The sequence below is a fragment of the [Mycobacterium] fortunisiensis genome, from assembly GCF_019050325.1.
In the GTDB taxonomy this organism is placed as follows: domain Bacteria; phylum Actinomycetota; class Actinomycetes; order Mycobacteriales; family Mycobacteriaceae; genus Mycobacterium; species Mycobacterium fortunisiensis.
In genome coordinates, this window is sequence record NZ_VOMB01000016.1 from 251,113 (window position 1) to 276,524 (window position 25,412).

Annotated in this window: 27 protein-coding genes; 20 read left to right on the plus strand and 7 right to left on the minus strand. The window is 67.7% G+C overall.

Features of this window, described 5'->3' with window-relative positions; all coding sequences use genetic code 11:
* Position 1: 1 nt before the first annotated feature.
* The 5 genes from FR943_RS11465 (at position 2) to trmD (ending at position 2,564) form a co-directional block, all read left to right on the plus strand.
* Complete coding sequence (locus FR943_RS11465; RefSeq protein ID WP_217158169.1) at positions 2-421, plus strand: nuclear transport factor 2 family protein; 420 nt, start codon at positions 2-4, stop codon at positions 419-421.
* A 194-nt stretch (positions 422-615) separates the two neighbouring features.
* Positions 616-1,089, plus strand: a complete 474-nt coding sequence (rpsP, locus tag FR943_RS11470) for a 30S ribosomal protein S16 (protein WP_217157039.1) — start codon at positions 616-618, stop codon at positions 1,087-1,089.
* 8 nt (positions 1,090-1,097) lie between these two features.
* The gene (locus FR943_RS11475) at positions 1,098-1,340 is read left to right on the plus strand and encodes an RNA-binding protein (protein WP_003928628.1); all 243 of its coding nucleotides are present in this window, start codon (positions 1,098-1,100) and stop codon (positions 1,338-1,340) included.
* A gap of 10 nt (positions 1,341-1,350) precedes the next feature.
* Positions 1,351-1,875: a ribosome maturation factor RimM gene (gene rimM, locus FR943_RS11480; protein ID WP_217157041.1), complete on the plus strand. Its 525-nt coding sequence runs from the start codon at positions 1,351-1,353 to the stop codon at positions 1,873-1,875.
* Between the two features lie 11 nt (positions 1,876-1,886).
* Positions 1,887-2,564, plus strand: coding sequence for a tRNA (guanosine(37)-N1)-methyltransferase TrmD (trmD, locus tag FR943_RS11485; RefSeq protein WP_217157043.1), 678 nt, complete (start codon positions 1,887-1,889; stop codon positions 2,562-2,564).
* Positions 2,565-2,641: 77 nt separating this feature from the next.
* Here the strand turns inward: trmD and FR943_RS11490 are convergent, their stop codons facing one another.
* Positions 2,642-3,601: a serine hydrolase gene (locus FR943_RS11490; RefSeq protein WP_217157045.1), complete on the minus strand. Its 960-nt coding sequence runs from the start codon at positions 3,599-3,601 to the stop codon at positions 2,642-2,644.
* A 324-nt stretch (positions 3,602-3,925) separates the two neighbouring features.
* On the opposite strand from FR943_RS11490, the gene rplS reads away from it, so the two are divergent.
* The 5 genes from rplS to FR943_RS11515 are packed head-to-tail and all read left to right on the plus strand — an operon-like array spanning position 3,926 to position 7,565.
* Positions 3,926-4,267 carry a 50S ribosomal protein L19 gene (rplS, locus tag FR943_RS11495; protein ID WP_029372100.1) on the plus strand — a complete coding sequence of 114 codons (342 nt, stop codon included), beginning with the start codon at positions 3,926-3,928 and terminating at the stop codon, positions 4,265-4,267.
* 58 nt (positions 4,268-4,325) lie between these two features.
* Positions 4,326-5,198 (plus strand): signal peptidase I, encoded by an 873-nt coding sequence (lepB, locus tag FR943_RS11500; protein WP_217157046.1) that lies wholly within the window; start codon positions 4,326-4,328, stop codon positions 5,196-5,198.
* Between the two features lie 28 nt (positions 5,199-5,226).
* Complete coding sequence (locus tag FR943_RS11505; protein ID WP_217158171.1) at positions 5,227-6,033, plus strand: ribonuclease HII; 807 nt, start codon at positions 5,227-5,229, stop codon at positions 6,031-6,033.
* Positions 6,030-6,335 (plus strand): DUF2469 domain-containing protein, encoded by a 306-nt coding sequence (locus tag FR943_RS11510; protein WP_003881082.1) that lies wholly within the window; start codon positions 6,030-6,032, stop codon positions 6,333-6,335. Before FR943_RS11505 ends, FR943_RS11510 begins: the two co-directional genes overlap by 4 nt.
* A gap of 27 nt (positions 6,336-6,362) precedes the next feature.
* Positions 6,363-7,565, plus strand: a complete 1,203-nt coding sequence (locus FR943_RS11515; RefSeq protein ID WP_217158173.1) for an amidohydrolase — start codon at positions 6,363-6,365, stop codon at positions 7,563-7,565.
* Here the strand turns inward: FR943_RS11515 and FR943_RS11520 are convergent.
* From FR943_RS11520 to FR943_RS11535, 4 genes are read right to left on the minus strand one after another with little or no spacing between them, the layout of a single operon-like run.
* Positions 7,552-8,256: a dienelactone hydrolase family protein gene (locus tag FR943_RS11520; protein WP_217157048.1), complete on the minus strand. Its 705-nt coding sequence runs from the start codon at positions 8,254-8,256 to the stop codon at positions 7,552-7,554. The two genes, FR943_RS11515 and FR943_RS11520, sit on opposite strands and share 14 nt — an antisense overlap.
* A gap of 18 nt (positions 8,257-8,274) precedes the next feature.
* Positions 8,275-9,729, minus strand: coding sequence for a protein adenylyltransferase SelO (locus FR943_RS11525; protein ID WP_217157050.1), 1,455 nt, complete (start codon positions 9,727-9,729; stop codon positions 8,275-8,277).
* Between the two features lie 19 nt (positions 9,730-9,748).
* Entirely contained in the window at positions 9,749-10,135 is a 387-nt protein-coding gene (locus FR943_RS11530; RefSeq protein ID WP_217157057.1) for a DUF2237 family protein, read from the minus strand.
* Positions 10,136-10,139: 4 nt separating this feature from the next.
* Positions 10,140-11,756, minus strand: a complete 1,617-nt coding sequence (locus FR943_RS11535) for a PucR family transcriptional regulator (RefSeq protein WP_217157059.1) — start codon at positions 11,754-11,756, stop codon at positions 10,140-10,142.
* Positions 11,757-11,864: 108 nt separating this feature from the next.
* Here FR943_RS11535 and FR943_RS11540 point away from each other — a divergent pair, with 108 nt between their 5' ends.
* Together FR943_RS11540 and FR943_RS11545 are read left to right on the plus strand one after the other, a co-directional pair.
* Entirely contained in the window at positions 11,865-13,367 is a 1,503-nt protein-coding gene (locus tag FR943_RS11540; protein WP_217157061.1) for a CoA-acylating methylmalonate-semialdehyde dehydrogenase, read from the plus strand.
* Between the two features lie 13 nt (positions 13,368-13,380).
* Positions 13,381-14,766: an aspartate aminotransferase family protein gene (locus FR943_RS11545; protein WP_217157063.1), complete on the plus strand. Its 1,386-nt coding sequence runs from the start codon at positions 13,381-13,383 to the stop codon at positions 14,764-14,766.
* 53 nt (positions 14,767-14,819) lie between these two features.
* Here the strand turns inward: FR943_RS11545 and FR943_RS11550 are convergent, their stop codons facing one another.
* Complete coding sequence (locus FR943_RS11550) at positions 14,820-15,086, minus strand: hypothetical protein (protein WP_217157065.1); 267 nt, start codon at positions 15,084-15,086, stop codon at positions 14,820-14,822.
* Positions 15,087-15,191: 105 nt separating this feature from the next.
* On the opposite strand from FR943_RS11550, the gene FR943_RS11555 reads away from it, so the two are divergent.
* The 4 genes from FR943_RS11555 to FR943_RS11570 are packed head-to-tail and all read left to right on the plus strand — an operon-like array spanning position 15,192 to position 20,205.
* Positions 15,192-15,965 (plus strand): HAD-IIA family hydrolase, encoded by a 774-nt coding sequence (locus tag FR943_RS11555; RefSeq protein ID WP_217157067.1) that lies wholly within the window; start codon positions 15,192-15,194, stop codon positions 15,963-15,965.
* A 1-nt stretch (position 15,966) separates the two neighbouring features.
* The gene (locus FR943_RS11560) at positions 15,967-18,123 is read left to right on the plus strand and encodes a thiamine pyrophosphate-dependent enzyme (RefSeq protein ID WP_217157069.1); all 2,157 of its coding nucleotides are present in this window, start codon (positions 15,967-15,969) and stop codon (positions 18,121-18,123) included.
* 10 nt (positions 18,124-18,133) lie between these two features.
* A complete protein-coding gene (locus FR943_RS11565; RefSeq protein WP_217157071.1) occupies positions 18,134-19,363 on the plus strand; it encodes a CoA transferase in 1,230 nt (409 codons plus the stop codon).
* Positions 19,360-20,205 carry an acyl-CoA thioesterase gene (locus FR943_RS11570; protein WP_217157072.1) on the plus strand — a complete coding sequence of 282 codons (846 nt, stop codon included), beginning with the start codon at positions 19,360-19,362 and terminating at the stop codon, positions 20,203-20,205. Before FR943_RS11565 ends, FR943_RS11570 begins: the two co-directional genes overlap by 4 nt.
* A gap of 39 nt (positions 20,206-20,244) precedes the next feature.
* Here the strand turns inward: FR943_RS11570 and FR943_RS11575 are convergent, their stop codons facing one another.
* The gene (locus FR943_RS11575; RefSeq protein WP_217157074.1) at positions 20,245-20,847 is read right to left on the minus strand and encodes a TetR/AcrR family transcriptional regulator; all 603 of its coding nucleotides are present in this window, start codon (positions 20,845-20,847) and stop codon (positions 20,245-20,247) included.
* Positions 20,848-20,945: 98 nt separating this feature from the next.
* On the opposite strand from FR943_RS11575, the gene FR943_RS11580 reads away from it, so the two are divergent.
* The 4 genes from FR943_RS11580 to dprA all read left to right on the plus strand — a co-directional run bounded on the left by FR943_RS11580 (position 20,946) and on the right by dprA (position 25,360).
* A complete protein-coding gene (locus FR943_RS11580) occupies positions 20,946-22,268 on the plus strand; it encodes an FAD-dependent oxidoreductase (RefSeq protein WP_217157076.1) in 1,323 nt (440 codons plus the stop codon).
* A 68-nt stretch (positions 22,269-22,336) separates the two neighbouring features.
* Positions 22,337-22,705, plus strand: coding sequence for a YraN family protein (locus FR943_RS11585; protein ID WP_217157078.1), 369 nt, complete (start codon positions 22,337-22,339; stop codon positions 22,703-22,705).
* 1 nt (position 22,706) lies between these two features.
* On the plus strand, positions 22,707-24,218 hold the full coding sequence (locus FR943_RS11590) for a YifB family Mg chelatase-like AAA ATPase (protein WP_217157080.1): 1,512 nt from the start codon (positions 22,707-22,709) through the stop codon (positions 24,216-24,218).
* Positions 24,215-25,360, plus strand: coding sequence for a DNA-processing protein DprA (gene dprA, locus FR943_RS11595; RefSeq protein WP_217157082.1), 1,146 nt, complete (start codon positions 24,215-24,217; stop codon positions 25,358-25,360). The genes FR943_RS11590 and dprA overlap by 4 nt, the downstream gene beginning before the upstream one ends.
* Positions 25,361-25,412: the final 52 nt, after the last annotated feature.

Genomic DNA, 25,412 nt, shown 5'->3' on the forward strand with positions numbered 1-25,412 from the left:
CATGTTGAGCCTGGCCGAGATTTCGGACCGCCTGGAGATCCAGCAACTGCTGATCGATTACTCCACGGCGATCGACCGTCGACTGTTCGATGACCTCGATGTGGTGTTCACGCCGGACGCCTACATCGACTATCGGGCGCTGGGCGGGATCGACGGGCATTACCCGGAGGTCAAGGCCTGGCTGGCCGAAGTGCTGCCGAGCTTCCCGGCCTACGCCCACATGCTCGGCAACTTCGATGTACGGATCACGGGGGACACCGCGTCGTCCCGCACCATCTGTTTCAACCCGATGGTGCTGCCGGGACTGGAGCAACAGGTGTTGTTCTGCGGTCTGTGGTACGAGGACGAGTTCGTCCGGACCGCCGAGGGCTGGCGGATGAGCCGCCGCGTCGAAACCAAGTGCTTCGACAAGGTGGTCTGACGCCACCGGTGCGATAACTGCCATCCGCACCGGATTTGGGCTGGTCGGCATCGTTCTGGCACAATTGTCGGCTGTCTGCCGTGCGACTCGTTCGATGCGCTGCGCGGCGGTCACACACGTAAGGCAAAACCGGATCGGGCAATTCCGCCCGCATCGCCGAATTGCAGCGTGACACTCAAGGAGAAGTCTCAACCATGGCTGTCAAGATCAAGCTCACCCGGCTTGGCAAGATCCGCAACCCCCAGTACCGCATCGCCGTCGCCGACGCGCGCACCCGCCGCGAAGGCCGCGCCATCGAGGTCATCGGCCGCTACCACCCCAAGGAAGAGCCGAGCCTGATCGAGATCGATTCGGAGCGCGCGCAGTACTGGCTGGGTGTCGGTGCGCAGCCCACCGAGCCGGTTCTGGCCCTGCTGAAGATCACCGGCGACTGGCAGAAGTTCAAGGGCCTGCCCGGCGCCGAGGGCACCCTGAAGGTCAAGGAGCCCAAGCCGTCCAAGCTGGAGCTGTTCAACGCGGCGCTGGCCGAGGCGGAGAGCGGCACCGGTGCCGCGGCCGTCACGCCCAAGAAGAAGAAGGCTCCCAAAAAGGACGAAGCGGCCGAGCCCGCTGAGGCCGAGGCGCCCGCCGCTGAGGCCGCTGTCGACGAAGCCGCAAGCGAAAGCTGAGCGTCGCAGTGAGTTCTGTCGTGGTCGACGCCGTCGAGCACCTGGTGCGCGGGATTGTGGACAATCCCGACGACGTCCGCGTCGACATGGTCACCAACCGCCGTGGTCGGACCGTCGAGGTGCACGTGCACCCCGATGACCTGGGTAAGGTCATCGGCCGTGGCGGCCGGACCGCCACTGCGCTGCGCACCCTGGTCGCCGGCATCGGCGGCCGCGGTATCCGTGTCGACGTGGTGGACACCGACCAGTAGCGTCACGTTCATGGACCTGGTTGTCGGGCGGGTCGCCAAAGCCCACGGCATCTCCGGTGAGGTTGTCGTCGAGGTCCGTACTGACGACCCGGATGCCCGATTCGCCCCCGGCGTGGCCCTTCGGGGCCGCGCCAAGGGCGGTGCGGAACGCAGTTTCGCCATCGAATCCGTGCGTGAGCACGCGGGCCGGCTGCTGATTCGGCTGGCCGGCGTCGCCGACCGCAACGCCGCCGACGCGTTGCGCGGCACCCTGTTCATGGTGGACACCGCAGAATTGCCGGCGATCGAGGATCCCGACGAGTTCTACGACCATGAACTCGAGGGGTTGCGGGTCCAGACCGTCGACGGCACCCCGGTCGGTGCGGTCACCGAGGTGCTGCACACTGCCGCGGGAGAACTGTTGTCGGTCAAGACCGAGGATGGCCGTGAAGTGCTGGTGCCGTTCGTCAGCGCTATCGTCACCGCGGTGTCTCGGGACACCGGGACTGTCGTCATCGACCCGCCCGACGGTCTGCTGAACCTGGACCAGGTCTGACGGGCCGCGTAGTGCGTATTGACGTCGTCACGATCTTCCCGGCCTACCTTGATCCGATCCGGCAGTCGTTGCCGGGCAAGGCGATCGAGGCTGGAATTCTCTCCGTGGCCGTGCACGACCTGCGGAACTGGACCCATGACGTGCACCGTTCGGTGGACGATTCCCCCTATGGGGGCGGCCCGGGAATGGTGATGAAAGCGCCGGTGTGGGGCGAGGCGCTCGACGAAATCTGTTCTGAGGAAACGCTTCTGGTGGTGCCGACCCCGGCCGGGCGGCCGTTCACGCAGGCGGTGGCCGAGCGCTGGAGCGCCGAGTCACACCTGGTGTTCGCCTGTGGGCGTTACGAGGGGATCGACCAGCGGGTGGTCGACGACGCGGCCCGGCGGATGCGGGTCGAAGAGGTCTCCATCGGCGACTATGTGCTCAACGGCGGTGAATCCGCGGCATTGGTCATGATCGAGGCGGTGGTTCGGTTGATGCCCGATGTGCTGGGCAATCCCGTGTCGCACCAACAGGATTCGCATTCCGATGGGTTGCTGGAAGGTCCCAGCTACACCCGCCCGCAGAGCTGGCGTGGGCTCGATGTGCCCGACGTGCTGCTGTCGGGCGACCACGCCAAGGTCGAGGCGTGGCGGCGGGAACAGTCGCTGCAGCGCACCCGTGAGCGTCGCCCCGACCTGCTCACCTGACCGCCGAGCAGACGCGTACGTACCCGAAACAGCAGCGTGACGGGTACTCCCGCGTCTGCTCGTGGGAAGGAAAGACGCTAGATCCGGCCGCCGGGGAACATCGTCTTCACCGCGTCGGTGATGGTGTCCCGGGCGGTCGTGGCATTGGTGGGTTGCAGTGCGCCGATCACCATGATGAAGCGACGGTCGGGACCGATCACGCCGGTCGACAGGTGCATCCAGTCCGATCCGATGCAGCACATCCAGCCCTGTTTGACCGCGACCGGTTCGGCGTAGAGGCCCTCCGGGATGCCGAACCGCTGCGGGTAGGTGCCGCCGGGCTGGGTGCCGTCGATCGCGTCAGGAGTCGATTGGGCCAGGTTGGACAGGATGACGTTGGCCTGCTCGGCAGGCAGGCCACCGCTGCCGTTCATCAGCATGTCGTAGTAGCGCACCAGATCCGCCGCGGTGCTGATGGTGTTCCACCACCGTCCGTCGTTCGGTGGGCGGGTGGAGCCCAGGCCGTAGCGGGCCGCGACCCGGTTGACGATCGCGCTGCCGCCGCTGCGGTTCCAGAAGACCTCGGCCGCGCTGTCGTCGGACGACCGCAGCATCACGTCGAGGTTGTCGCGGTCTTCGGGGCTGAGCACCGTCTCGCCTTTGGCTTCCTGCAACAGCAGGTCATCGGCGATGAACAGCTTGACCACCGACGCGATCGCCATGGCGGTCGAATTCCCGTTGGAGACCAACTGACCGGTGTTGCGGTCGAGGACCAGCACGGTGATGTCGGCGCCGACGTCGGCTGCGTTCGCGGTGGCTTGCCGGGCGCGCTCGTCGAGGCCGGCGAATGTGGCGACGGGTTCTCCGGGCGGAGGTTCAGGCAGCGGCGCCATGCCGCCCTGGGGCACGACGACGGTCAGCTGCGGCGCTTTCGGCGCGAACGGCGCGGTTCCGTACACCTGGGCGTCGCAACCGGTGAGCGTCACGCCGGCCATCGCGACGATTGCCGTCAGACTGGCCGCACTCGCCACCATGAGCCTCGACGGCCGCCGTCGCATGGTCCTCCTTGAACCGTCGATAAAATCCGATGGACCCCGCAGTGCTGGTACATCGGTGGATGAAGCCTAGCTGTTCGCCACATCGCACGTGCGGCAAGTTGCGCCGGGGCAGCGCCGGCCGAATAGTGGCGGTCACCGGCGCCGACCCGGCGGATTTCACGGTATGGGGACCCGTCTGGCACAATTGAGCAGTTGTCTGCGCAGGACTGGGCTGATGGGCCCGGGTTCGGCTGCGAGATACACCCCGATACACCCGAAAATAGCTCCGGCTGCGCGAATGACGCGCCCCCGTCCGGAGCCGCGAACAACAAGGAAGTGTCACCGATGAACACGCTGGACTTCGTCGATCAGGCGTCGCTGCGCGACGACATCCCGACCTTCAGCCCCGGCGACACCGTGAACGTGCACGTCAAGGTGATCGAGGGCTCCAAGGAGCGCATCCAGGTCTTCAAGGGCGTAGTGATCCGTCGCCAGGGTGGCGGCATCCGCGAGACCTTCACGGTGCGTAAGGAAAGCTACGGCGTCGGCGTCGAGCGGACCTTCCCGGTGCACTCGCCCAACATCGACCACATCGATGTCGTGACCCGCGGCGACGTGCGCCGCGCCAAGCTCTACTACCTGCGCGAACTGCGCGGTAAGAAGGCGAAGATCAAGGAAAAGCGCTGAGCGCGCTGCTCCGCCTGACGAAGCTCTCGTCGCGGGACCGGTCACGACGCTCGCTACTGTGGTTGCCGTGACCGGACCCACCGACTCCACCGACGAATCCTCGGAGGGCACCGTCGACTCCGATTCCGACCCCGGGCAGGCCGCTGCCGAAACGGCGTCGGAAGAGTCGCCCCAACCCAAGGCCAAGCACTCCACGGTGCGCGAGGTGGCCATTCTCGCCACGATCGCCCTGGTGCTCTATTACGTGACGCTGACGTTCATCGCGCGGCCGTATCTGATCCCCTCGGAATCCATGGAGCCCACACTGCACGGCTGTGCCGGTTGCGTGGGCGACCGGATCATGGTGGACAAGGTCACCTACCGGTTCTCGGCGCCCGAACCCGGCGATGTCGTGGTGTTCAAGGGTCCGCCGGCGTGGAACGTCGGTTACAAGTCGATCCGATCGGACAACACGGCCGTCCGCTGGGTGCAGAACGCTCTTTCGTTCATCGGGTTCGTGCCGCCGGATGAGAATGACCTGGTCAAACGGGTGATCGCGGTCGGCGGTCAGACCGTGCAGTGCCGCGCTGACACCGGGCTGACGGTGGACGGGAAGGCGCTGGACGAGCCCTACCTGGATCCGGCCACGATGATGGCCGACCCTGGCGTCTACCCGTGCCTGGGCCCTGAGTTCGGACCCGTCGAGGTCCCGCCGGACCGGCTGTGGGTGATGGGGGACAACCGGACGCACTCGGCTGATTCGCGGGTGCACTGCAGCAGCCCGCGCACCGACGCGGCGGGAGCTCCGGTGCAGGAACGCGTGATGTGCACCGGAGACCCGATGGTCGGCACCGTTCCGGTGGAGAATGTCATCGGAAAGGCACGGTTCATCGCCTGGCCGCCGTCCCGCTGGGGTGGCATCAACGGCGTGAACCCGCAGACCAACTCCTAGGAGCTGCCCGGTGCCACCAGTGGCGAAGATGTCGTGGCCGCCTCGTACGGTGATCCGGAGATCGTCCGGACTCCGCACCCTGGAATCCGCGCTGTATCGCAACGGACTGGGGCCGGTGGCCGGGGTGGACGAAGTGGGCCGGGGGGCCTGTGCCGGACCGCTGGTGGTGGCGGCCTGCGTGCTCGGTCCCAACCGGATGGACAGTCTGGCCTCGCTCGACGATTCCAAGAAGTTGGTTGAGCGTGAGCGCGAGCGCCTGTTCCCACTGATCCGCCGCTACGCCGTGGCCTACCACGTGGTGTTCATTCCGTCCGAGGAAGTGGACCGACTCGGTGTGCACAAGGCCAACATCGAGGGCATGCGCCGGGCGGTGGCGGGACTGTCGGTGCGCCCCGGCTACGTGTTGTCGGACGGGTTCAGGGTTCCGGGTCTGGCGGTGCCGTCCCTGCCGGTGATCGGGGGTGATGCCGCGGCGGCCTGCATCGCGGCGGCCAGTGTGTTGGCCAAGGTCAGTCGTGACCGGTTGATGGTCGAGATGGAGCGCCATCATCCCGGCTACGGGTTCGCCGAGCACAAGGGATACAGCACGCCGGCGCATACCGCGGCGTTGGTGGAGTTGGGGCCGTGTGTGCAGCACCGCCACTCGTATGTGAACGTGCGGCGGGCCGCGGAGACGACTGACGTGCGGCGGGCCGCAGAGACGGTGGACGTGCGGCGGGCGGTGGAAACCGCCGGGGTGCCGCGCGATGTGGCACCAATGCGGCATGCTGAGGCGACGTACGCAAAGATGGAAGCCAGGGTATCCGGACAACCAGAAGGACAGCAGACCAGATGAGCGCCGAGGATCTCGAGAAGTACGAAACCGAGATGGAGCTCTCGCTGTACCGCGAATACAAGGACATCGTCGGGCAGTTCAGCTACGTCGTGGAGACCGAGCGGCGGTTCTACCTGGCCAACAGTGTGGAGTTGATTCCGCGTAACTCCGAGGGCGAGGTCTATTTCGAGCTGCGGCTCGCCGATGCCTGGGTGTGGGACATGTACCGGCCGGCCCGGTTCGTCAAGCAGGTGCGGGTGATCACGTTCAAGGACGTGAACATCGAGGAAGTCGAAAAACCCGAACTGCGGCTGCCGGAGTAGTACGACGTGACCAGTCGGGCCGAGGAGATACTCGTCGGGTTGCCCGGCGTGCGGGACTGGCAGGAAGCGTTGTACCGGGACCTGCATCAGCACCCGGAACTGTCACACCGGGAAGAGCGTACGGCCGGCATCGTCGCTGCACGTCTGGCCGAGTCGGGATTTCAGGTCCATGAGGGTGTCGGGGGCACCGGCGTGGTAGGGATTCTCCGTAACGGCGAGGGCCCCGGGGTCCTGCTGCGGGCTGATATGGACGCGTTGCCGGTGGGGGAGAACACTGGCCTGCCGTATGCGAGCGCGGTGCCGGGGGTCATGCACGCGTGTGGCCATGACGTCCACGTGGCCTGCCTGTTGGGTGCGGCCGAACTGTTCGCCCGCGCAACACAATCCTGGCGCGGCACCCTGGTGGCGTTGTTCCAGCCGGCCGAGGAGGTCGGCGACGGTGCCCGCGGGATGGTCGATGACGGGCTGGCCGAGTTGGTCGGCCGGCTCGACGTGGCATTGGCGCAGCATGTTCTGCCGGCACCGGCCGGTTGGGTGGGTACTCGGCGTGGGCCGGTGCTGACGGCCGCGGACAGTATCCGGGTGACGGTCCACGGCCGGGGCGGGCACGGGTCGATGCCGCAGGCCACGGTCGATCCTGTGGTGCTGGCGGCGATGATCGTGATCCGGTTGCAGACCATCGTGTCGCGGGAGGTCGGTGCGACGGACGCGGTGGTGTTGACGGTCGGGAGCATTCAGGCCGGCACGAAGAGCAATGTGATCAGCGACCATGCGGTGCTGGAGCTCAATTTGCGTACCTATGATCCGTCGGTGCGTACCGCGGTGCTCGACGCGATCCGGCGCATCGTCGTGGCCGAATGCCAGGCGTCGGACTCGCCGAGGCCGCCCGAATTCGAGTTCTACGACAGCTTTCCGCTGACCGTCAACGACGCTGCGGTGACGGATCGTGTCGAGGCCGCATTCGGTGAGTATTTCGGCGACCGTGCGCAGACCATGCCGGCCGGGTCGGCCAGTGAGGATTTCGGCGATATCCCGACGGCACTGGGAATCCCTTACAGCTACTGGGGCTTTGGCGGTGTCGACGAGCAGGCGTACCGCGCGGCGGTCGAGGCCGGGCGGATCGGTGCCGATATTCCGGTCAATCACTCGCCACGGTTCGCCCCGCTGATCCAGCCGACGTTGGATACCGGCACCCAGGCCCTGGTGGTGGCTGCGCTCAATTGGCTTTAGTGCGTAGGTGTTCGCCGAAGAAGGTGAACACCCGGGACCAGGCATCGGTGCTGGCGGCTTCGTCGTAGCCGAACCCGGTGATGCGCATCAGCGATTGTCCGGGGAGTTGGTTGGCAAAGCTGTGACCGGCCCGGGGATACACCTTGATGTCGGCTGGAATATGTTTGTCGGCAACGATTTTGCGCAGTCGTGCCGGCGCGCCGATGCCCAGCGGATCACGACGGCCGAAGCTCGCCACGATGGGGCAGGACGCGTCCAGCGTTTCGTCGAGGTGGCGGGGCAGCGGTGTGCCGTAGAACGGTGCTGCCGCGGCGAATCCTTTGGGCCCCATGATGAGTGCGAACTGACCGCCCATGCAGAACCCGGCGATACCGACGGCTCCGCTGCACTGATCGTGTGCCAGCAGATGGTCGCGGGCGGCGAGGATGTCGTCGAGGGCTCGGCCGCGCTGGGTCAGCAATTCGCGGAAGACCCGGGTGATGCAGCGGGCCCGGCCGCCCCGGGAGTACAGGTTCGGCGTGATGGCCAGGTAGCCGGCCGCGGCGATCCGGTCCGAGACCGCCTCGTTGTCGGGCCCGTAGCCGATGGCGTCGTGGATCACCACCACGCCGGGCCACGGCCCGGTTCCCTGGGGAATGCCCAGGAGCGCGTCGATCGAACCGTCGGGGGTGGGCAGCGAGATCGTGGTCACCTCACCGAATGTAGTGGCTCACGTGCCGCAGAAGGTTCGGTAGTGGCCGAATTCGGGCGGAGCGGGTGCGGCGTAGCGGTCCAGCCCCGCGCGTTCGTCGTAGGGGGCGGCCAGGATGTCTGCCAGCTGTTGCAGCGGTTGGAGATCGCCGTCGGTTGCGGCGGCCAGGGCTTCCTCGACGAGGTGGTTGCGCGGAATGTAGAGCGGGTTGACCCGGTCCATCGCCTCGGGGTCGGGGTGCAGGGCGCGCCACCGCGGCAACCACGCGTCGATGCCGGCCGGCAGCGGCCGGTCGGTGCCGCGCAGTACCTGGGCCAGGTGCCGGAAGGTAGTGGTGTAGTCGAAGCTGTTCTGCTGCAACAAGGTGAGCAGGTCGTCGAACAGTGGCCGGATGGTTGTGACGTCGATGTCGGAGGCCAGGCCGAGCTTGGTCCGCATGCCTGCCAACCAGGCGTCGTCGAACTGGCCGCCGAACCGGCCGAGGGATTCGGTGGCCAGCGCCACCGCCTCCTGATCGTCGTCGGCGATCAGGGGCAGCAGGGTTTCGCCGAAGCGGGCCAGATTCCACTGGGCGACCGCGGGTTGATTGCCGTAGGCGTAGCGGCCGCCGTGGTCGATCGAGCTGAAAACCGTTGCCGGGTGGTAGCTGTCCATGAACGCGCACGGCCCGTAGTCGATCGTCTCACCGGAGATGGTCATGTTGTCGGTGTTCATCACCCCGTGGACGAAGCCGACCAGCATCCACTGCGCCAGCAGCCTGGCCTGCACGGTGATCACGGCCTGATACAGCGCCAGGTACCGGTTCTCGGCTGCGGCGGCGTCGGGATGGTGCCGGTCGATGGCATGGTCGGCGAGGCGGCGCAGCAGATCCAGATCGTCTGCGGCCCGGCAGTATTGGGCCGCGTACTCGAAGCTGCCCACCCGCAGGTGGCTGCCGGCGACGCGGGCCAGGACCGCCCCGGGCAACCGGGTCTCGCGCGCTACGGCGCGACCGGTGGCCACCACGGCCAGCGACCGGGTGGTCGGAATTCCCAGCGCATGCATCGCCTCGCTGACGAGGTACTCCCGCAGCATCGGCCCGACCACTGCCAGTCCGTCGCCGCCCCGGGCGAACGGGGTGCGTCCGGATCCTTTGAGATGCAGATCGCGCTCTCGGCCACCGGGCCCGGAGAATTCGCCGAGCAGCAGGGCGCGGCCATCGCCCAGGCGGGGGACGAACCCGCCGAACTGATGCCCGGAGTATGCCTGCGCCACCGGGGTGGCTCCGTCGGGTATGGCGGTGCCCACCAACAGGCCCATACCGTCGGGGCTGCGCAGCCAGGTCGGATCGAGGCCGAGTTCGGCGGCCAGCGGTTCGTTGAGGATCAACAATCGCGGCACCGGGGCAGGTTCGGCCTGCCAGGCGACCGCCATCTCGGGCAACTCCCGCGCGAAGCGGTTGTCCAGGATGGCCGTCTGTGGCGTCGCACTCACGCCACGAGCCTACGGAGCCTCACAGGCTGCCCAGGTCGTCGGGCACATCGACGGCGTATTGCCGAAGCACCGCCAGCGGCACGATGTCCAGCGTGCGCTCATGGGTGGCCGCCAGCACCACTGGTGCCGCGTGTCCGTCTTCGTGGGCACGCAGCCAGTTCGCGGCGGTGACGCACCAGCGGTCCCCCGGCATCAGACCCGGGAAGCGAAACTGCGGAGCCGGCGTGGACAGGTCGTTGCCGATCGAGCGTTGGTGTTCGAGGAATTCAGCGGTGACGACGGCGCAGATGGTGTGCCGGCCCAGGTCGGCATCGCCGGTTGAGCAGCAGCCATCGCGGTAGAAGCCGGTGAGCGGGTCCGTGCCGCACTCTTGCAGTGGTTCGCCGAGAACGTTGCGATCTGCCATCTCATCAGTATGGGTTCAGCCTGACGGATCCTGGACGCGCGCTGCGCCGCGCGTCCAGGATGAGCAGCGCCACGTGCAGGGAGGTCATCGACTCGCCGTCGTCGAGGTTGACGCCGAGCCGACGTTCGATCGAGGCGAGCCGGCTGTACAGCGCCGGTCGGCTCAGGTGGAATCGCTTGGCCAGCGCGGACTTGTTGCCCGCGAGTTCCAGGTAGCCGCGCAGCACGGCCAGCTCGTCGCTGCCATGGGCGGCATCGTGCCTCAGCAATGCCTTGAGCTCGGTCTCGGCGAAGGCCTGGACCCGTGGATCGTCGTACAGCAGGGTGATCAGGCCGCGCAGCCGAACGTCGGAGGCCCGGACGAACGGTCGGGGCAGATTCGGCATCGACGCCGCGACCTCGGCGACGTGTGCAGCTTCCGGTAACCCGTGCACGGCATCGGCGAACCCGGCCGCGCCGGTCCCGAGCGCAACGACGGTGTTGGTATCGGTGTCGCCGCCGCGCGCGACGGCTTCATGCCAACTCTCGGCCAGCCGGCGCAGGGTCGCGTCGGCGTCGAGCCCGCGGCGCACATCGAGCGCCAGCACCAGGCCGATCTCCCCGTCCCGGCGGATGGTGCAGATCGCGCTGTGGCCTTGGGATTTCACACCGTGGGTGACCGCGTCGAGTACGGCGATGTTGCGGCGTTGGGTGGCGACCGGATCGAGCCGGTCCGCAGGGGCGCCGGCGCGGACCGTGACCGGCAGAAACCGGCTGCTGCGGCGCAGGCCGAGGGCCAGGGCACGGGCGTCGGCATCCCGGTCGTCGATGCGTCCGCCCAGCACGTCGTCGATCAACCCGCTCTGGGCCTGATGTTCGAGACCCGACCGGTCCCGCTCGGCCATCCGGCGCAGCGCCAGTGCCTGCGCGGCGCGTTCCAGCACCATCGTGGTCTTGGCCGCGGCGGCCGGGGTGTGCGGGACGATCAGCCGCCCCCATTCCTCGGTGCGGGGCCCGACCGGGGTGGTGACCCAGGGTTCGGTCATGGCCCGGGACCGGCGTTGCCAGTCGACGAGCACCGCGGTGGCCGGTTGGTTGCAGGGCGAGACTGCCAGCACGTGATGCGACAGATCCTCCAGCACCACCGACTCGTCGATCAGCTCGGCGGCGGCGCGGACGATATCGGCCATCGCCGGGCGCTTCATGCTCAGCGTGGTGAAGATCTGGTGGACCCGGTGGGCAAACTCCAGTTCCCCGTACTGGTCGGCGACGATGAGCCGGTGCACCGCCTCGGTGACTTTGACGAACCGGGTCTGCCGGTGCAGCACCACCAGCGCCAGGCCCAGGCTCTGCGCGATCGCTCCGACGTCGTCGGGAAGCGAGTCGATGCGGGTGCCCAGTTCCACGACCACACCGACCGCCCCCGCGTCCCGCATCCGGCGGAGGTAGTCGTGCGGGGCGGCGCGCAACGCCGCGCCGGTGGTGAGCACCAGTTCGCCGCCCTCGAGCAGGCCCGCCAGGTCGGACATGTCGCTGACGTGTACCCAGCGCACGGGGCGGTCCAGCTGCTCGGCGCTGAGCACCGTGGGTTCGCCGGCCTGCACCACCGGCAGACCCACGATGTCGCGCACCGTCGGGATCATTGACAAAGTGTATGAAATTTCGTGGCGGAAGTTACATATTGTCGGGACGGATCGTGCCGATTCCGGGCCAGAGTGGGAGTCCTGTCACCTCGAAGGAAGGTCGTACCCATGAGCAACGTCATCCAGCACTGGCGCAACGGCAAGGTCTTCGCCGGCACGTCGGCCGCCACCGCCCCGGTGACCAATCCGGCGACCGGCGCGGTGACCGGCGAAGTGGCGCTGGCCGGCGTGGACGACGCCCGTGCGGTGATCGAGGCCGCGGCGGCGGCGTTTCCGGCTTGGCGGGACGCGTCGCTGGCCAAGCGCACCACGGTGCTGTTCGCTTTCCGCGAGTTGCTCAACCAGCGGAAGCACGAACTCGCCGAGATCATCACCAGCGAGCACGGCAAGGTGCTCTCCGACGCGCTCGGTGAGGTCAGCCGCGGGCTCGAGGTCGTCGAATTCGCCTGTGGTATCCCGAATCTGCTCAAGGGTGGGTTCACCGAGAACGCCTCCACGAAGGTCGATGTGCACTCGGTGCTGCAGCCGCTGGGGCCGGTCGCGGTCATCTCACCGTTCAACTTCCCGGCCATGGTGCCGATGTGGTTCTTCCCGATCGCGATCGCCGCGGGCAACACCGTGGTGCTCAAGCCCTCGGAGAAGGACCCGAGCGCCTCGCTGTGGATGGCGCGGCTGTGGGCTGAGGCCGGCCTGCCCGACGGGGTGTTCAACGTGCTGCAGGGAGACAAGGCCGCCGTCGACGAACTGCTGACCAACGCCAAGATCAAGGCGGTGTCCTTCGTCGGATCGACCCCGATCGCCCAGTACGTGTATGCCACCGCCACCGCGGCGGGCAAGCGGGTGCAGGCCCTGGGCGGGGCCAAGAACCACGCGGTGATCCTGCCCGATGCCGACCTGGACCTGGCCGCCGACGCCATGGTCAACGCCGGCTTCGGCTCGGCAGGCGAGCGGTGCATGGCGATCTCGGCGGCAGTGGCCGTGGGTCCGATCGCCGACGAGCTGGTGGCCAAGATCGCCGAGCGGGCCAGCACCATCAAAACCGGTGACGGGACCAAGGATTCGGACATGGGTCCCCTGGTCACCAAGGCGCACCGGGACAAGGTGGCCGCCTACATCGACGCCGGCGAGGCTGACGGGGCCAAGGTGGTGGTCGACGGTCGTACCGTGCTGGACGGGGCCGGCCAACGGGATTCGGCCGGGTTCTGGCTGGGCCCGACCCTGCTGGACAACGTCACGCCGGAGATGAGCGTGTACACCGACGAGATCTTCGGGCCGGTGCTCGCGGTGCTGCGCGTCGAAACCTACGACCAGGCACTGGAATTGATCAACAGTAATCCTTACGGCAACGGCACCGCGATCTTCACCAATGACGGCGGCGCGGCCCGACGCTTCCAGAACGAGGTCGAGGTCGGCATGGTCGGCATCAATGTCCCGATCCCGGTTCCGATGTCCTACTACAGCTTTGGCGGGTGGAAGGCCTCGCTGTTCGGTGACAGCCACGCCCACGGCGCCGAAGGCGTGCACTTCTTCACCCGCACCAAAGCCATCACCACCCGCTGGCTGGACCCCTCCCATGGCGGTATCAACCTCGGGTTCCCCGAGAACAAGTGAGAGAATTGCCGGCATGACTGTGACCCAAACTCCTGCCGCGCTGCCCAACGGGTTGACCGTCGAGGCGGCGAAGGCCGAGGCCGCGCGGGCCTACGAACTCGACCGCGCACACGTGTTCCACTCCTGGTCGGCGCAGGAGGAGATCTCGCCGATGACGATCACCGCCGCGCAGGGGTCGTATGTGTGGGACGGTGACGGCAACCGCCTGCTGGACTTCTCCTCTCAGATGGTCAACACCAACATCGGCCACCAGCATCCGAAAGTTGTTGCCGCCATTGCCGAGCAGGCTGCCAAGCTGTGCACGGTGGCCCCGCAGTACGCCAACGACGCGCGTTCGGAGGCGGCCCGGTTGATCGCCGAGCGCACTCCCGGGGAGCTCAACAAGATCTTCTTCACCAATGCCGGCGCGGACGCCGTCGAGCATGCGGTGCGGATGGCCCGGCTGCACACCGGGCGCTACAAGGTGCTTTCGCGGTACCGCTCGTACCACGGCGGCACGGACACCGCGGTCAACCTCACCGGTGACACCCGGCGCTGGCCCAACGACTACGGCAACAGCGGTGCAGTGCACTTCTTCGGACCGTTCCTGTACCGCTCACAGTTCCACGCCACCACCGAGGCCGAGGAGACCGAGCGGGCGTTGGCCCACCTCGAGCAGGTGGTGCGTATGGAAGGGCCGTCGACGATCGCCGCGATCATCCTGGAATCCATCCCGGGTACCGCCGGCATCATGGTGCCCCCGCCGGGGTACATGGCCGGGGTGCGCGAGATCTGCGACCGCTACGGCATCGTCTTCATCGCCGACGAGGTGATGGCCGGGTTCGGCCGCAGCGGAAAGTGGTTCTCCATCGACCACTTCGACGTCGTGCCCGACCTGCTGACCTTCGCCAAGGGGGTCAACTCGGGGTACGTCCCGCTCGGTGGGGTGGCGATCAGCCCGGCGATCTACGAAACGTTCGCCCACCGGGCCTACCCCGGTGGGCTCACCTACTCGGGGCACCCGCTGGCGTGTGCCGCAGCGGTCGCGACCATCAATGCGATGGCCGACGAAGCCATGGTGGAGAACGCGGAGAAGATCGGCGCCGAGGTGATCGGCCCCGGCCTGGCCGAGCTGGCCGCCAAACACCGCAGCGTCGGCGAGGTGCGCGGCGCCGGGGTGTTCTGGGCCGTCGAACTCGTCGCCGACCAGCAGACCCGCGAACCGCTGGCGCCCTACGGTGGGACCAGCCCGGCGATGGCCGCCCTGATCGGCGCGTGCAAGGCCAACGGGTTGCTGCCGTTCGCCAACTACAACCGCATCCACGTGGTGCCGCCGTGCAACGTGACGGCCGACGAGGTGCGGGAGGGCCTGGCGATCCTCGACTCCGCGCTCGACGTCGCCGATCAGCACGCGAACTGACGTTCTGAGTTCGATGCCCGGCTCCGCAAAAGGAGCGCGGCCGGGCATCGGCGTCAGTGCCCGTTGTTTCGGCTGATGATGAGGTCCTTGATCTCGGCGAGGTGCTCGTCGACGGAGCTGAACCGGGCGCGCGTCTCCTGACGGAAATCGGCGAGTTCGCGCTCGACGGCGGTGAGTCGCCCCTCGACCGACGTCAATCTCGTTCCGTGTTCGCGCTGGTTGGCGCCGAGCGTGTTGACCGCGGCGAGCACCGCGCGATAGTCGAAACGATCCGCCTCCAGGGCAGCCACCCGCGCTTCGAGATCCTCCAGCGCCGCCATCGCCCCATCGTAAGGGCGTCCAGGTCTGACGGCCATGCCTCCGCGACACCCGGTGGATAACCGCGTTGGCCCCTGATCGGCGGCGCAAATTGAGACACTGGACCTGTGCGTTCACCCGCCGAGTGCTGGCTCACCGACATGGACGGCGTCCTGGTGCGCGAAGACCACGCGTTGCCGGGTGCTGCGGAGTTCCTGCAGACCCTGGCCGAGAAGGCGCGGCCGTTTCTGGTGCTGACCAACAACTCGATCTTCACCCCGCGGGATCTGGCTGCCCGGCTCGCCCGCTCCGGGCTGCTGGTGCCCGAGACGTCGATCTGGACCTCGGCCTTGGCCACCGCGGCCTTCCTGGCGGATCAGCAGCCGGGCGGTTCGGCCTATGTGATCGGCGAGGCCGGGTTGACCACCGCGCTGCACGAGGCCGGCTACACCCTGACCGACATCGATCCGGACTACGTGGTGCTGGGGGAGACCCGCACCTATTCGTTCGAGGCGATCACCAAGGCGGTCCGGCTGATCCTGGGCGGCGCGCGGTTCATCGCCACCAATCCCGACGTCACCGGCCCCTCGGCGGAAGGGCCGCTGCCGGCGACCGGGTCGGTGGCCGCGATGATCACCAGGGCCACCGGCCGTGATCCGTATTTCGTCGGCAAGCCCAATCCGATGATGTTCCGCAGCGCGCTCAACCGCGTCGAGGCACATTCGGAGACCACCGTGATGGTGGGCGACCGGATGGACACCGATGTGGTGGCCGGCATCGAGGCCGGCCTGGAAACCATCCTGGTCCTCACCGGCTCGACGTCGGTCACCGACATCGAGCGGTATCCGTTCCGGCCCAGCCGGGTGCTGCCCTCGATTGCCGAAGCCATCGAATTGATCTGAGATGGCCGGTGTTTCCGGGATCGAGCCGATCGACGAGTATTTCGTCGCGACGGTGTCGGCGCTGCCGGTGCCGTCCCAGGCGCCGACGGCGGCGCTGACCGTGCCGAATCCGTTGGCGCTCTTCGATGCCCAGCTCGGTAGCCGACATCTGGACCTGGCGGCACGCTGGTTGCGTGCCCAGGGCAGGGGCTACTACACGATCGGATCGTCCGGGCATGAGGGCAACGCCGCGGTGGCCGCGGCGCTGCGGCCGACGGACCCGGCGCTGCTGCACTACCGTTCGGGCGGCTTTTATCTGGCCCGGGCGGCGCAGGTCGGTGGCATCGATGCGGTGCGCGACGTGCTACTCGGATTGGTCGCGGCCACCGCCGAGCCGATCTCGGGTGGGCGGCACAAGGTGTTCGGCCGTCGCGAGCTCAACGTCATTCCGCAGACGTCCACGATCGCCTCCCACCTCCCGCGGTCGGTGGGGGTGGCCTTCTCGATCGCCCGTACCCGCAAGCTCGGCGTGCCCTGCCCGTGGCCCGACGACGCGGTGACGGTGTGCAGCTTCGGGGACGCCTCGGTCAATCACTCGACGGCTGTCGGTGCGGTCAATGCGGCCTTGCACGCGGCCTGTCAAGGTGTGCCGATGCCGTTGTTGTTCGTGTGTGAGGACAACGGGATCGGCATCAGCACACCGACACCGCGCGGGTGGATCGCCCGGGCCTACGCCTGCCGGGAGGGGCTGCAATATTTCACAGCCGACGGCTGCGATCTCGTCGACGCGTTCACCACCGCACGGGCAGCGGCCGACTGGGTCCGTCGGGTCCGCAAACCGGCGTTTCTGCATCTGCGCACGGTGCGGTTGATGGGGCACGCCGGCAGTGACTACGAGCCGGGCTACCGCCGCACCGCCGACATCCGCTCAGACTTCGACCGCGACCCGGTGCTGAACACTGCGAGAATCCTTGTCGCCCATGGGGTACTCACACCATCGGAGGTCATCGAGCGATACGAGGCCAAACGCGCCGAGGTGATCGGACTGGCTCGCCGGCTCAGCGACAGCCTGCAGCTGGACAGCGCGGCGGCGGTGATGCAGCCGTTGCGCGAGCCGCTGGACGAAGCCCGGGAGATTGCCGTCGTCGCTTCCGGGCAACCCGGGGGCACACCGGTGACACTGGCCCAGGCCGTCAACCGGGCATTACAGCAGATCCTGGCCGAACATCGGGAGACGATCCTGTTCGGTGAGGACGTCGCCCGCAAGGGCGGGGTGTACGGGGTGACCCGTGGCCTACAGGACGTGCTCGGGCCGGCCCGGGTGTTCGACACCCTGCTCGACGAGCAGACCATCCTGGGCCTGGCGCTGGGTGCGGGCCTCTCGGGTCTGCTGCCGATTCCGGAGATCCAGTACCTGGCCTATGTGTACAACGCTGCCGATCAGATCCGCGGCGAAGGCGCGACCCTGCAGTTCTTCTCCAACCGGCAGTACCGCAATCCGATGGTGGTTCGGATCGCGGGCTACGGGTACCAGAAGGGGTTCGGCGGGCACTTCCACAACGACAACTCGATCGCGGCGCTGCGCGACATCCCCGGCGTGGTGATCGCCTCACCGTCCCGGCCCGACGACGCCGCGGCCATGCTGCACACCTGCATCGTCGCGGCGAAAACCACTGGGGCGGTGTGTGTTTATCTGGAACCTATCGCGCTGTATCACACCAGGGATCTTCATGCCGAGGGCGACGGGCGATGGCTGGCGCCGTACCCGTCCGAGCCCGTGCAGATCGGCCGGGCCCGCACCTACGCTGACGGGGCCGACCTGACCATCCTGACCTTCGGCAACGGGGTGTGGATGAGCCTGCGGGTGGCCCGCCGGCTGGCCGAAGCCGGCATCGCGGCCCGCGTGGTGGACCTGCGCTGGCTGGCCCCGCTCCCGGTCGCCGACATGATGCGGGAAGCCGATGCCACCGGCCGGGTACTCATCGTCGACGAAACCCGCCGCAGCGGAGGCGTGGGCGAAGGTGTGCTGGCCGAACTGCTCGACGGTGGCTACACCGGTGTGGTGCGGCGGGTGGCCGGTGCCGACAGCTTCATCCCGCTCGGCGACGCCGCACTCCAGGTGCTGTTGTCCGAGGACACCATCGAGGCTGCCGCGGTGAAACTGATGGGCGCACGATAGCTTGACTGTCATGGCCGAATCTGTAACGCCCGATCCGACCCGTCCGCTGGCCGGGGTGCGGATCATCGAGATCTCCAGCTTTGTCGCCGTGCCACTGGCCGGCATGACGCTGTCCCAGCTGGGCGCCGAGGTGGTCAGGGTGGATCCCATCGGGGGCGCCGCCGATTATCACCGCTGGCCACTGACCGACGGCGGCGAGAGCATCTACTGGGCCGGTCTGAACAAGGGCAAGCGCTCGGTGGCGGCCGACCTGCGTTCGCCCGAGGGGCAGCAGCTGGTGCAGCGCCTGGTCGCCGAGGCCGGTGTGCTCATCACGAATGTGGCGGGCCGGCAATGGCATTCCTACGACGTGCTGTCCGAGCTGAGGCCCGATCTGATCCACGTCGAGGTGTCCGGGAAGGCCGACGGCGGCACCGGGGTCGACTACACGGTCAACGCCGGGCTGGGCTTCCCGCTGGTCACCGGGCCGGCGCAGCTTGCCACGCCGGTCAACCACGTGCTGCCGGCCTGGGATGTCAGCTGCGGGCTCTACGTGGCGCTGGCGGTCACTGCCGCGCTGCGCCACCGCGACGCCACCGGTGTGGGGGCCCGGATCAGCATCCCGTTGGAGAACGTCGCGCTCGCCACCGCGGGCAACCTCGGATTCCTGACCGAGGTGATGATCAACGGCACCGGCCGTGAACGGCTGGGCAACACCCTCTACGGCACCTACGGGCAGAACTTCACCAGCAGCGACGGTGTCGGCTTCATGCTCGTCGCACTCACCGGCCGGCACTTCCGCGACCTCACCGAGGTCACCGGCACCACCAAAGCCGTTGCCGCCCTTGCCGAGGCGTTCGGCGCCGACTTCACCGACGAAGGTCAGCGCTACACCCACCGCGATGCCCTCACCGGCCTGTTCACCCTGTGGTTCAGCGAGCACACCGCCGAGGAGATCAGCGCGGCGCTCTCCGGCACCTCGGTGCTGTGGGAGCGCTACCGCAGCTTCGCCGAAGTCGCGGTCGACGATCGGGTGGTGGCCAATCCGCTGTTCGCCCCGCTCGAGCAGCCGCGAATCGGCACCTACCTGGCGCCGGGCCTGCCGGTGTCGATCGGCGGGGTGTATCCGCCGGCGGTTCCCGCGCCCGCTCTCGGCGACGACACCACCGCCGTCTTGACCGATCACCTCGGGCTGAGCGCCAACGAGATCGTGGCGCTGACCGAATCCGGCACCGTGGCAACAGGTACCGAAGACCGGTGAGCACCCTGCTGCAGCTGCTGGACGTACAGCCGGCCGAGGGTGAGGTGTTCACCGGGCAGGCCAGCGGTCCGGCCGGCAAGCGGGCGTTCGGTGGTCTACTGGCCGCGCAGAGCCTGGCGGCGACCTGCCGGACCGTGGGCGACGACCGGTCACCGACCAATATGCACATGCAGTTCCTGCGTGGCGGGAACGCCGGGGAAGCCGCCGAGTACCACGTGCACCAGGTGTATGACGGGCGTACCGCCTCGGCCCGACGGGTCGAATCCTACGAACACGGCCGGATGCTGACGACGGCCACCGTGTCGTTCGCGACGGCACTTGCCGGGCCCGAACACGGGATCGGCGCACTGCCGCACGATCCCGAGGGACTGCCGCGCACCGGCCCGCCCGGGCCGGCGCCCGCGCTGCCGCTCGACGAGTTCGACATCCGCGTCGCCGACGAGGGGTTGGGAGATGAGTTTGTGCGCCGGATGTGGTGGCGGGTGACGACTGCGCTGCCCGACGATCCGTTGTTGCACACGCTCATCGCGGTGTACATCACCGATCTGTACGGCATCGATCCCGCACTGGCCGTGCACGGCCACAGCATGCGCTCGCGCACTCACCGCAGTGGCACCACGGACTCGTCGATCTGGTTTCACCGGCCGCTGAACGCCGGGCAATGGAACTTGTTGGAGTCACGCTCTCCGGCGTCTGCCCGCGGCCGCGGCGTCATCACGTCGAGCCTGATCGCTGCCGACGGTGTGGTGACGGCCACGCTGGTGCAGGAGGGTTTGGTGGCCGACCGGCTGGGGGTTGATTCCTCCACCGAACAGACGCGAAGGTACCCAAACACGGGGTAGTTCGGGTGCTTTCGTGTCTGTTCGGCCGCCGGGTATCCGTCACCGATTGTGCTCCAGAAGCGAGGCCAAGAGCGTCACTCCTTGGAGGATGTCTCCCGACGGTCGGTCACTGAGGTTGTTGGTCGCTTGCAAGGTCGCGAGGCCGTGTGACATGGACCAGCCTGCGATGACGAGGCTCGCGACGTCGGCGTCGGTGACCGTCGCTGGGGCACGCGTACTGACCAGGCTCCGCCGCGCGCTGCCGTACAGGATGTCGAAGGCGGCTGAGCGTGCCTGTTCGAGTTGCGGGTCGTCCCGGTGGCTGAGGTTGGGTCGGAACAGCACTTCGTAGAACCCACGGTTTTCCAGCGCAAACCTCACGTATTGTGCGCCGCCGGCCAAGAATCCCAGTTCTGCCGAGGCCGCTGGTCCGATCGCCGCTGCCATGCGCCGAAATCCCTCTGTGGCCACGGCGGTGAAAAGCCCTGTCTTGTCGGTGAAGTGGTGGGCCAAGGCGGCGTGCGAAACCCCTGCGCGGCGGGCGATTCGGCGCATGGAAGCCGCGGATACCCCGAACTCTTCGATCTCGGCGACGGCGGCGGCGATCGCGGCGGTGCGAAGGTCGCCGTGATGGTACGGCCGGGCAGAGTCGGCGTCGGTCATCGGTTCAGGCTAATGGCCGGGAGCATCTGTCCATTGATAAGTTCCCTGTCCGAGGTTAATCTTACCGTTGGTAAGTTCGCACCGGTAAGGGGGCGACGGTGGATTCGTTCGACGTAATCGTGGTGGGCGGCCGGTGTGCGGGCTCGGCGCTTGCCATCTACCTCGCTCGCGCCGGTATACAGGCCTGCGTCGTGGACAAGGCCACGTTCCCGAGTGAGACCCCGTCGACGCATGTGGTGCATCCACGGGGAGTCGCGATCCTTGCGGATGTGGGCGTGTTGACCTCGGTGCTGGCCGAGGGTGCGGCGCAGCTGGACCGCATGACTCTGGAGTACGACGACGTCCGCATCGATGGATTTCTCGGCGACGAGTTCAGCTTCCCGGGGCTGAACGTGCGTCGCACCGTCCTCGATCACGCGCTGCAACAGGAGGCGAAGCGCTCGGGTGTTGAGGTGCGGACCGGATGTCGTGTCAACGGCGTCCGGAGATCCAACGGACGGGTGGTGGGGGTCGAGACCGCCGACGGTCCTCTCGTCGCGCCCGTGGTTGTCGGCGCCGACGGCAGGGGATCGATAGTCGCGAAGTCCGTCGCCGCCCGCGAATATCTGGTGAAACCAGCGGGCCGGATACCGGTTTGGGGATATTTCGCTGCCGGCCCTCAGGAGCCTCGGCTGCGCGTCGGCATCAAAGGCAACCTGGGATTCCTGGCCAGCCCGACTGACTCGAATCTCTACCTCGCCGGTGTCACTGTGGACCGTCGCGATGCCGGTGACTTCCAGCGGGAACGGGAGGCGAACTTCTGCGCAGCGTTGCGTGCGTGGCCTGAGATCGACGGCATCGTGCGCGGTACCCGCCGCGAAGGTCCGTTGCGGGTGATGGCGAACTGGCACAACTACTTTCGCGAATCCGCCGGGCCAGGCTGGGTGCTTGTCGGCGACGCGGGGCATTTCAAGGACTTCACCCCGGCACAAGGTATCGCCGACGCCCTCTGTCAGGCCAAGTCGCTGGCCGGTGTCATCGTCGGCACATTCGGCGCACCGGCAGCCGACGAGGCACTGAGGTGCTGGTGGCGGGCTCGCGACCGCTCTCACCGCGACATGTACTGGTTTGCACTGCAGATGGGCCGCGCCGGGATGTCCTCACCGCTCACCGCTGAGGTTCTCCACAGGATCAGTGACGATCCGCACGGCGCGACCACCTTGCTGAAGGTTCTCAACCACGATCTGCCTTCAAGCGCGTTGCTCACACCTCGGCGGCTCGTCGCCGCGACGTATACGACGCTGCGGAAGCATCCCCACAGGATGTGGACGACACTGGCCGAGATTGGTGGCGAGCTCGCTGTCGAGGTCGACAAGCAACGTGCCCGACACCGGTCGTACCGGGCCTGGCGAGGATTCGGCCCCGCCGATGCCTGTGGATGAAATCGAAGTTGGGGATAACTGGCCCGATCTGAGCCGGATCTGTCGGAGGCTGTCCCGATGGTGTGGTCATGACATCCATGACACGAGCCGAGATCGGTGCACTCGGTGAACAGCTGGCCGTCGAGCATCTGACGGCGCAGGGATTACGGACGTTGACCCGGAACTGGCGCTGCCGCTACGGCGAACTCGACGTGATCGCCGTGGAGGTGGCCACCAACACGGCGGTGTTCGTCGAGGTCAAAACCCGCACCGGCGACGGGTTCGGTGGTCTCGCCGAGGCCGTCACGGCGCAGAAGGTGCGCCGTATCCGGCGGCTGGCGGCGCTGTGGTTGACCGAGCAGGAGGTCCGGTATGCGGCGTTGCGCATCGACGTGATCAGAGTACGCATCCGCCGGCGTCGCGAACCCGAGATCACCCACCTCAAGGGGGTGGGCTGAGATGGGTTTGGGGAGAGCGTTTTCGGTGGCCGTGCGCGGAGTGGACGGTGTGATCGTGGAGATCGAGGCCGACATCACCTCGGGGCTGCCCGGGGTGCACCTGGTGGGACTGCCCGACGCCGCGCTGCAGGAATCACGGGACCGGGTGCGCGCAGCGATCACGAACTGTGGCAACGAATGGCCGATGTCGCGTCTGACGCTGGCACTGTCGCCGGCGACATTGCGCAAGGTCGGGTCGGTCTACGACCTGGCGCTGGCCGCGGCCGTGCTCTCCGCGCACACCAAGACGGCCTGGGAACGGCTGGAAAAGGCGGTGCTGCTCGGTGAGCTCGCCCTCGACGGCCGGGTCCGTCCGGTGCACGGTGTGCTGCCCGCGGTGCTGGCCGCCAAACAGGAAGGCTGGCCGACCGTCGTGGTGCCGGTGGACAACCTGGCCGAGGCCAGCCTGGTCGACGGGATCGAGGTGTGCGGAGTGCGGTCCTTACGCCAGCTACAAGCCTGGCTCAACGGCAAGGGCAATCTGCAGCCCCGGGTGACCGCACCGGGACGTGCGCCGGAGCCGACAGCGGATCTCGCCGATGTGGTCGGACAGGGCCAGGCCCGCTATGCCGTCGAGGTGGCTGCGGCGGGGGCGCATCATCTGATGCTCACCGGTCCGCCCGGTATCGGGAAAACGATGCTGGCCCAGCGTCTCCCAGGTCTGCTACCGCCGTTGTCCGATGCCGAGTCGCTGGAGGTGACGGCCATCCATTCGGTGGCCGGGCTGTTGGCGGGGGACACGCCGTTGATCACGCGGCGGCCATTCGTGGCGCCGCACCACACCTCGAGCGTGGCGGCCCTGGTCGGCGGCGGCAGCGGTTTCGCGCGCCCCGGCGCGGTCAGCCGGGCCCACCGGGGTGTGTTGTTTCTCGACGAGTTCGCCGAAATGGGGACCAGTGCTCTGGAAGCATTGCGAACTCCATTGGAAGACGGCGAAATTCGATTGGCCCGGCGCGACGGCGTGGCGTGCTATCCAGCGCGGTTCCAACTGGTTCTGGCGGCGAACCCGTGCCCGTGCGCTCCACCGAACCCGGTCGACTGTGTCTGCTCTGCGCAGGCCAGGCTGCGTTATCGAGGCAAATTGTCCGGACCCCTGGTGGACCGAGTCGACTTGCGGGTGCAACTGCATCCGGTCAGTGTGGGAGCCTTCACGCCGGAAGCCGGGGAGTCCACCGAGGTGGTGCGTGAGCGGGTCGCAGCCGCGCGCCTGGCCGCCCAGCAGCGGTGGGGACCCTTCGGGATACGAACGAATGCCGAAGTCAGCGGATCGTTGTTGCGACGGCAATTTCGACTGCCCAAAGCCGTCATGGAGCCGCTGCGGTCGATCGTCGACCGGGGTGTGATCAGCATGCGTGGTGCCGATCGATGCTTACGGGTGGCATGGACATTGGCCGATCTGGCCGGTCGGACCATTCCGGCGCGTGAGGACGTCACCACGGCGTTGAGCTTCCGTCAGGCCGGGGGTATGTCGTGAGCGACGAGCTGCGGCGCGCCTGGGCCTACCTGTCTCGGGTGGCCGAACCGCCGTGCCCCCAACTGCGTGTGTTGGTCGACCAGGTGGGGCCGATCGAGGCAGCCGACCGCGTCAAAGCCGGCAACGTGGACTCGACCCTGATGGAGCGAATCGATGCACGTCGTGAACTCGATTGCGCAGTAAAAGATCTGGAAATCCTCGACCGGATGGACGGACGGTTGATCACCCCGCTCGACGACGAGTGGCCCCTCCTACAGCTTCAGTCCTTCCGCGGGGATGTGACCAAACGGCCCAATGGCCATCCGCCGCTGGTCTTGTGGGCAAGTGGGCCGGTTCGCCTCGATGAGGCCGCCGGCCGGGCTGCTGCGATCGTCGGCACCCGTGCGGCCACGGTGTATGGCGAGCATGTCGCCGCGGAGCTGGCCGCCGGCCTGACCGAACGCGATGTCGCGGTGGTATCCGGCGGCGCCTACGGCATCGACGGGGCGGCGCACCGCGCGGCGCTGGCATGCGAGGGTACGACCGTCGCGATCGTGGCCGGCGGCATCGACAACCCATATCCGGCTGGACACAGTGCCCTGTTCCACCGGATCCGTCAGGATTGCCTGTTGGTCAGCGAGTATCCACCGGGCGAGCCGCCGGGCCGGCTGCGCTTTTTGACCCGCAACCGGCTGGTGGCCGCACTCTCCGGTGTCACGGTCGTGGTGGAGGCGGGCCTACGCAGCGGCGCCGCCAACACCGCCGGGTGGGCGCGGGAGCTGGGCCGGCCGCTTTGCGCGGTGCCCGGCCCGGTGACCTCGGCGGCATCGGCGGGATGCCACGTACTGCTGCGAGACCGCGAAACCCACCTGGTCGGTCGCGCCGAAGAAGTCGTCGAACTCGTGGGACGGATCGGTGAATTGGCCACCGACGAGCCGCACCCCGCGACACCACTCGACGGGCTCGAGCCTGTGGAGAAGCAGGTCTACGACGCACTGCCGGCACGGGGTGGGCACACCGTGGACGAGATCGCCGTGCTGGCGGCGCTTCCGCCGCATCAGGTGCTCGGGCCCTTGACGATGCTGGAGCTCAATGGGCTGGTCGAGAACGCCGACGGAGGCTGGCGGATCGTGCGGCGCCGACGATCCCGCGCGCCGGGATGAGTATCGAGGGCAGGTGACGGTGAAGCACGAGGCCCGACGGAGGGAGCGCCCG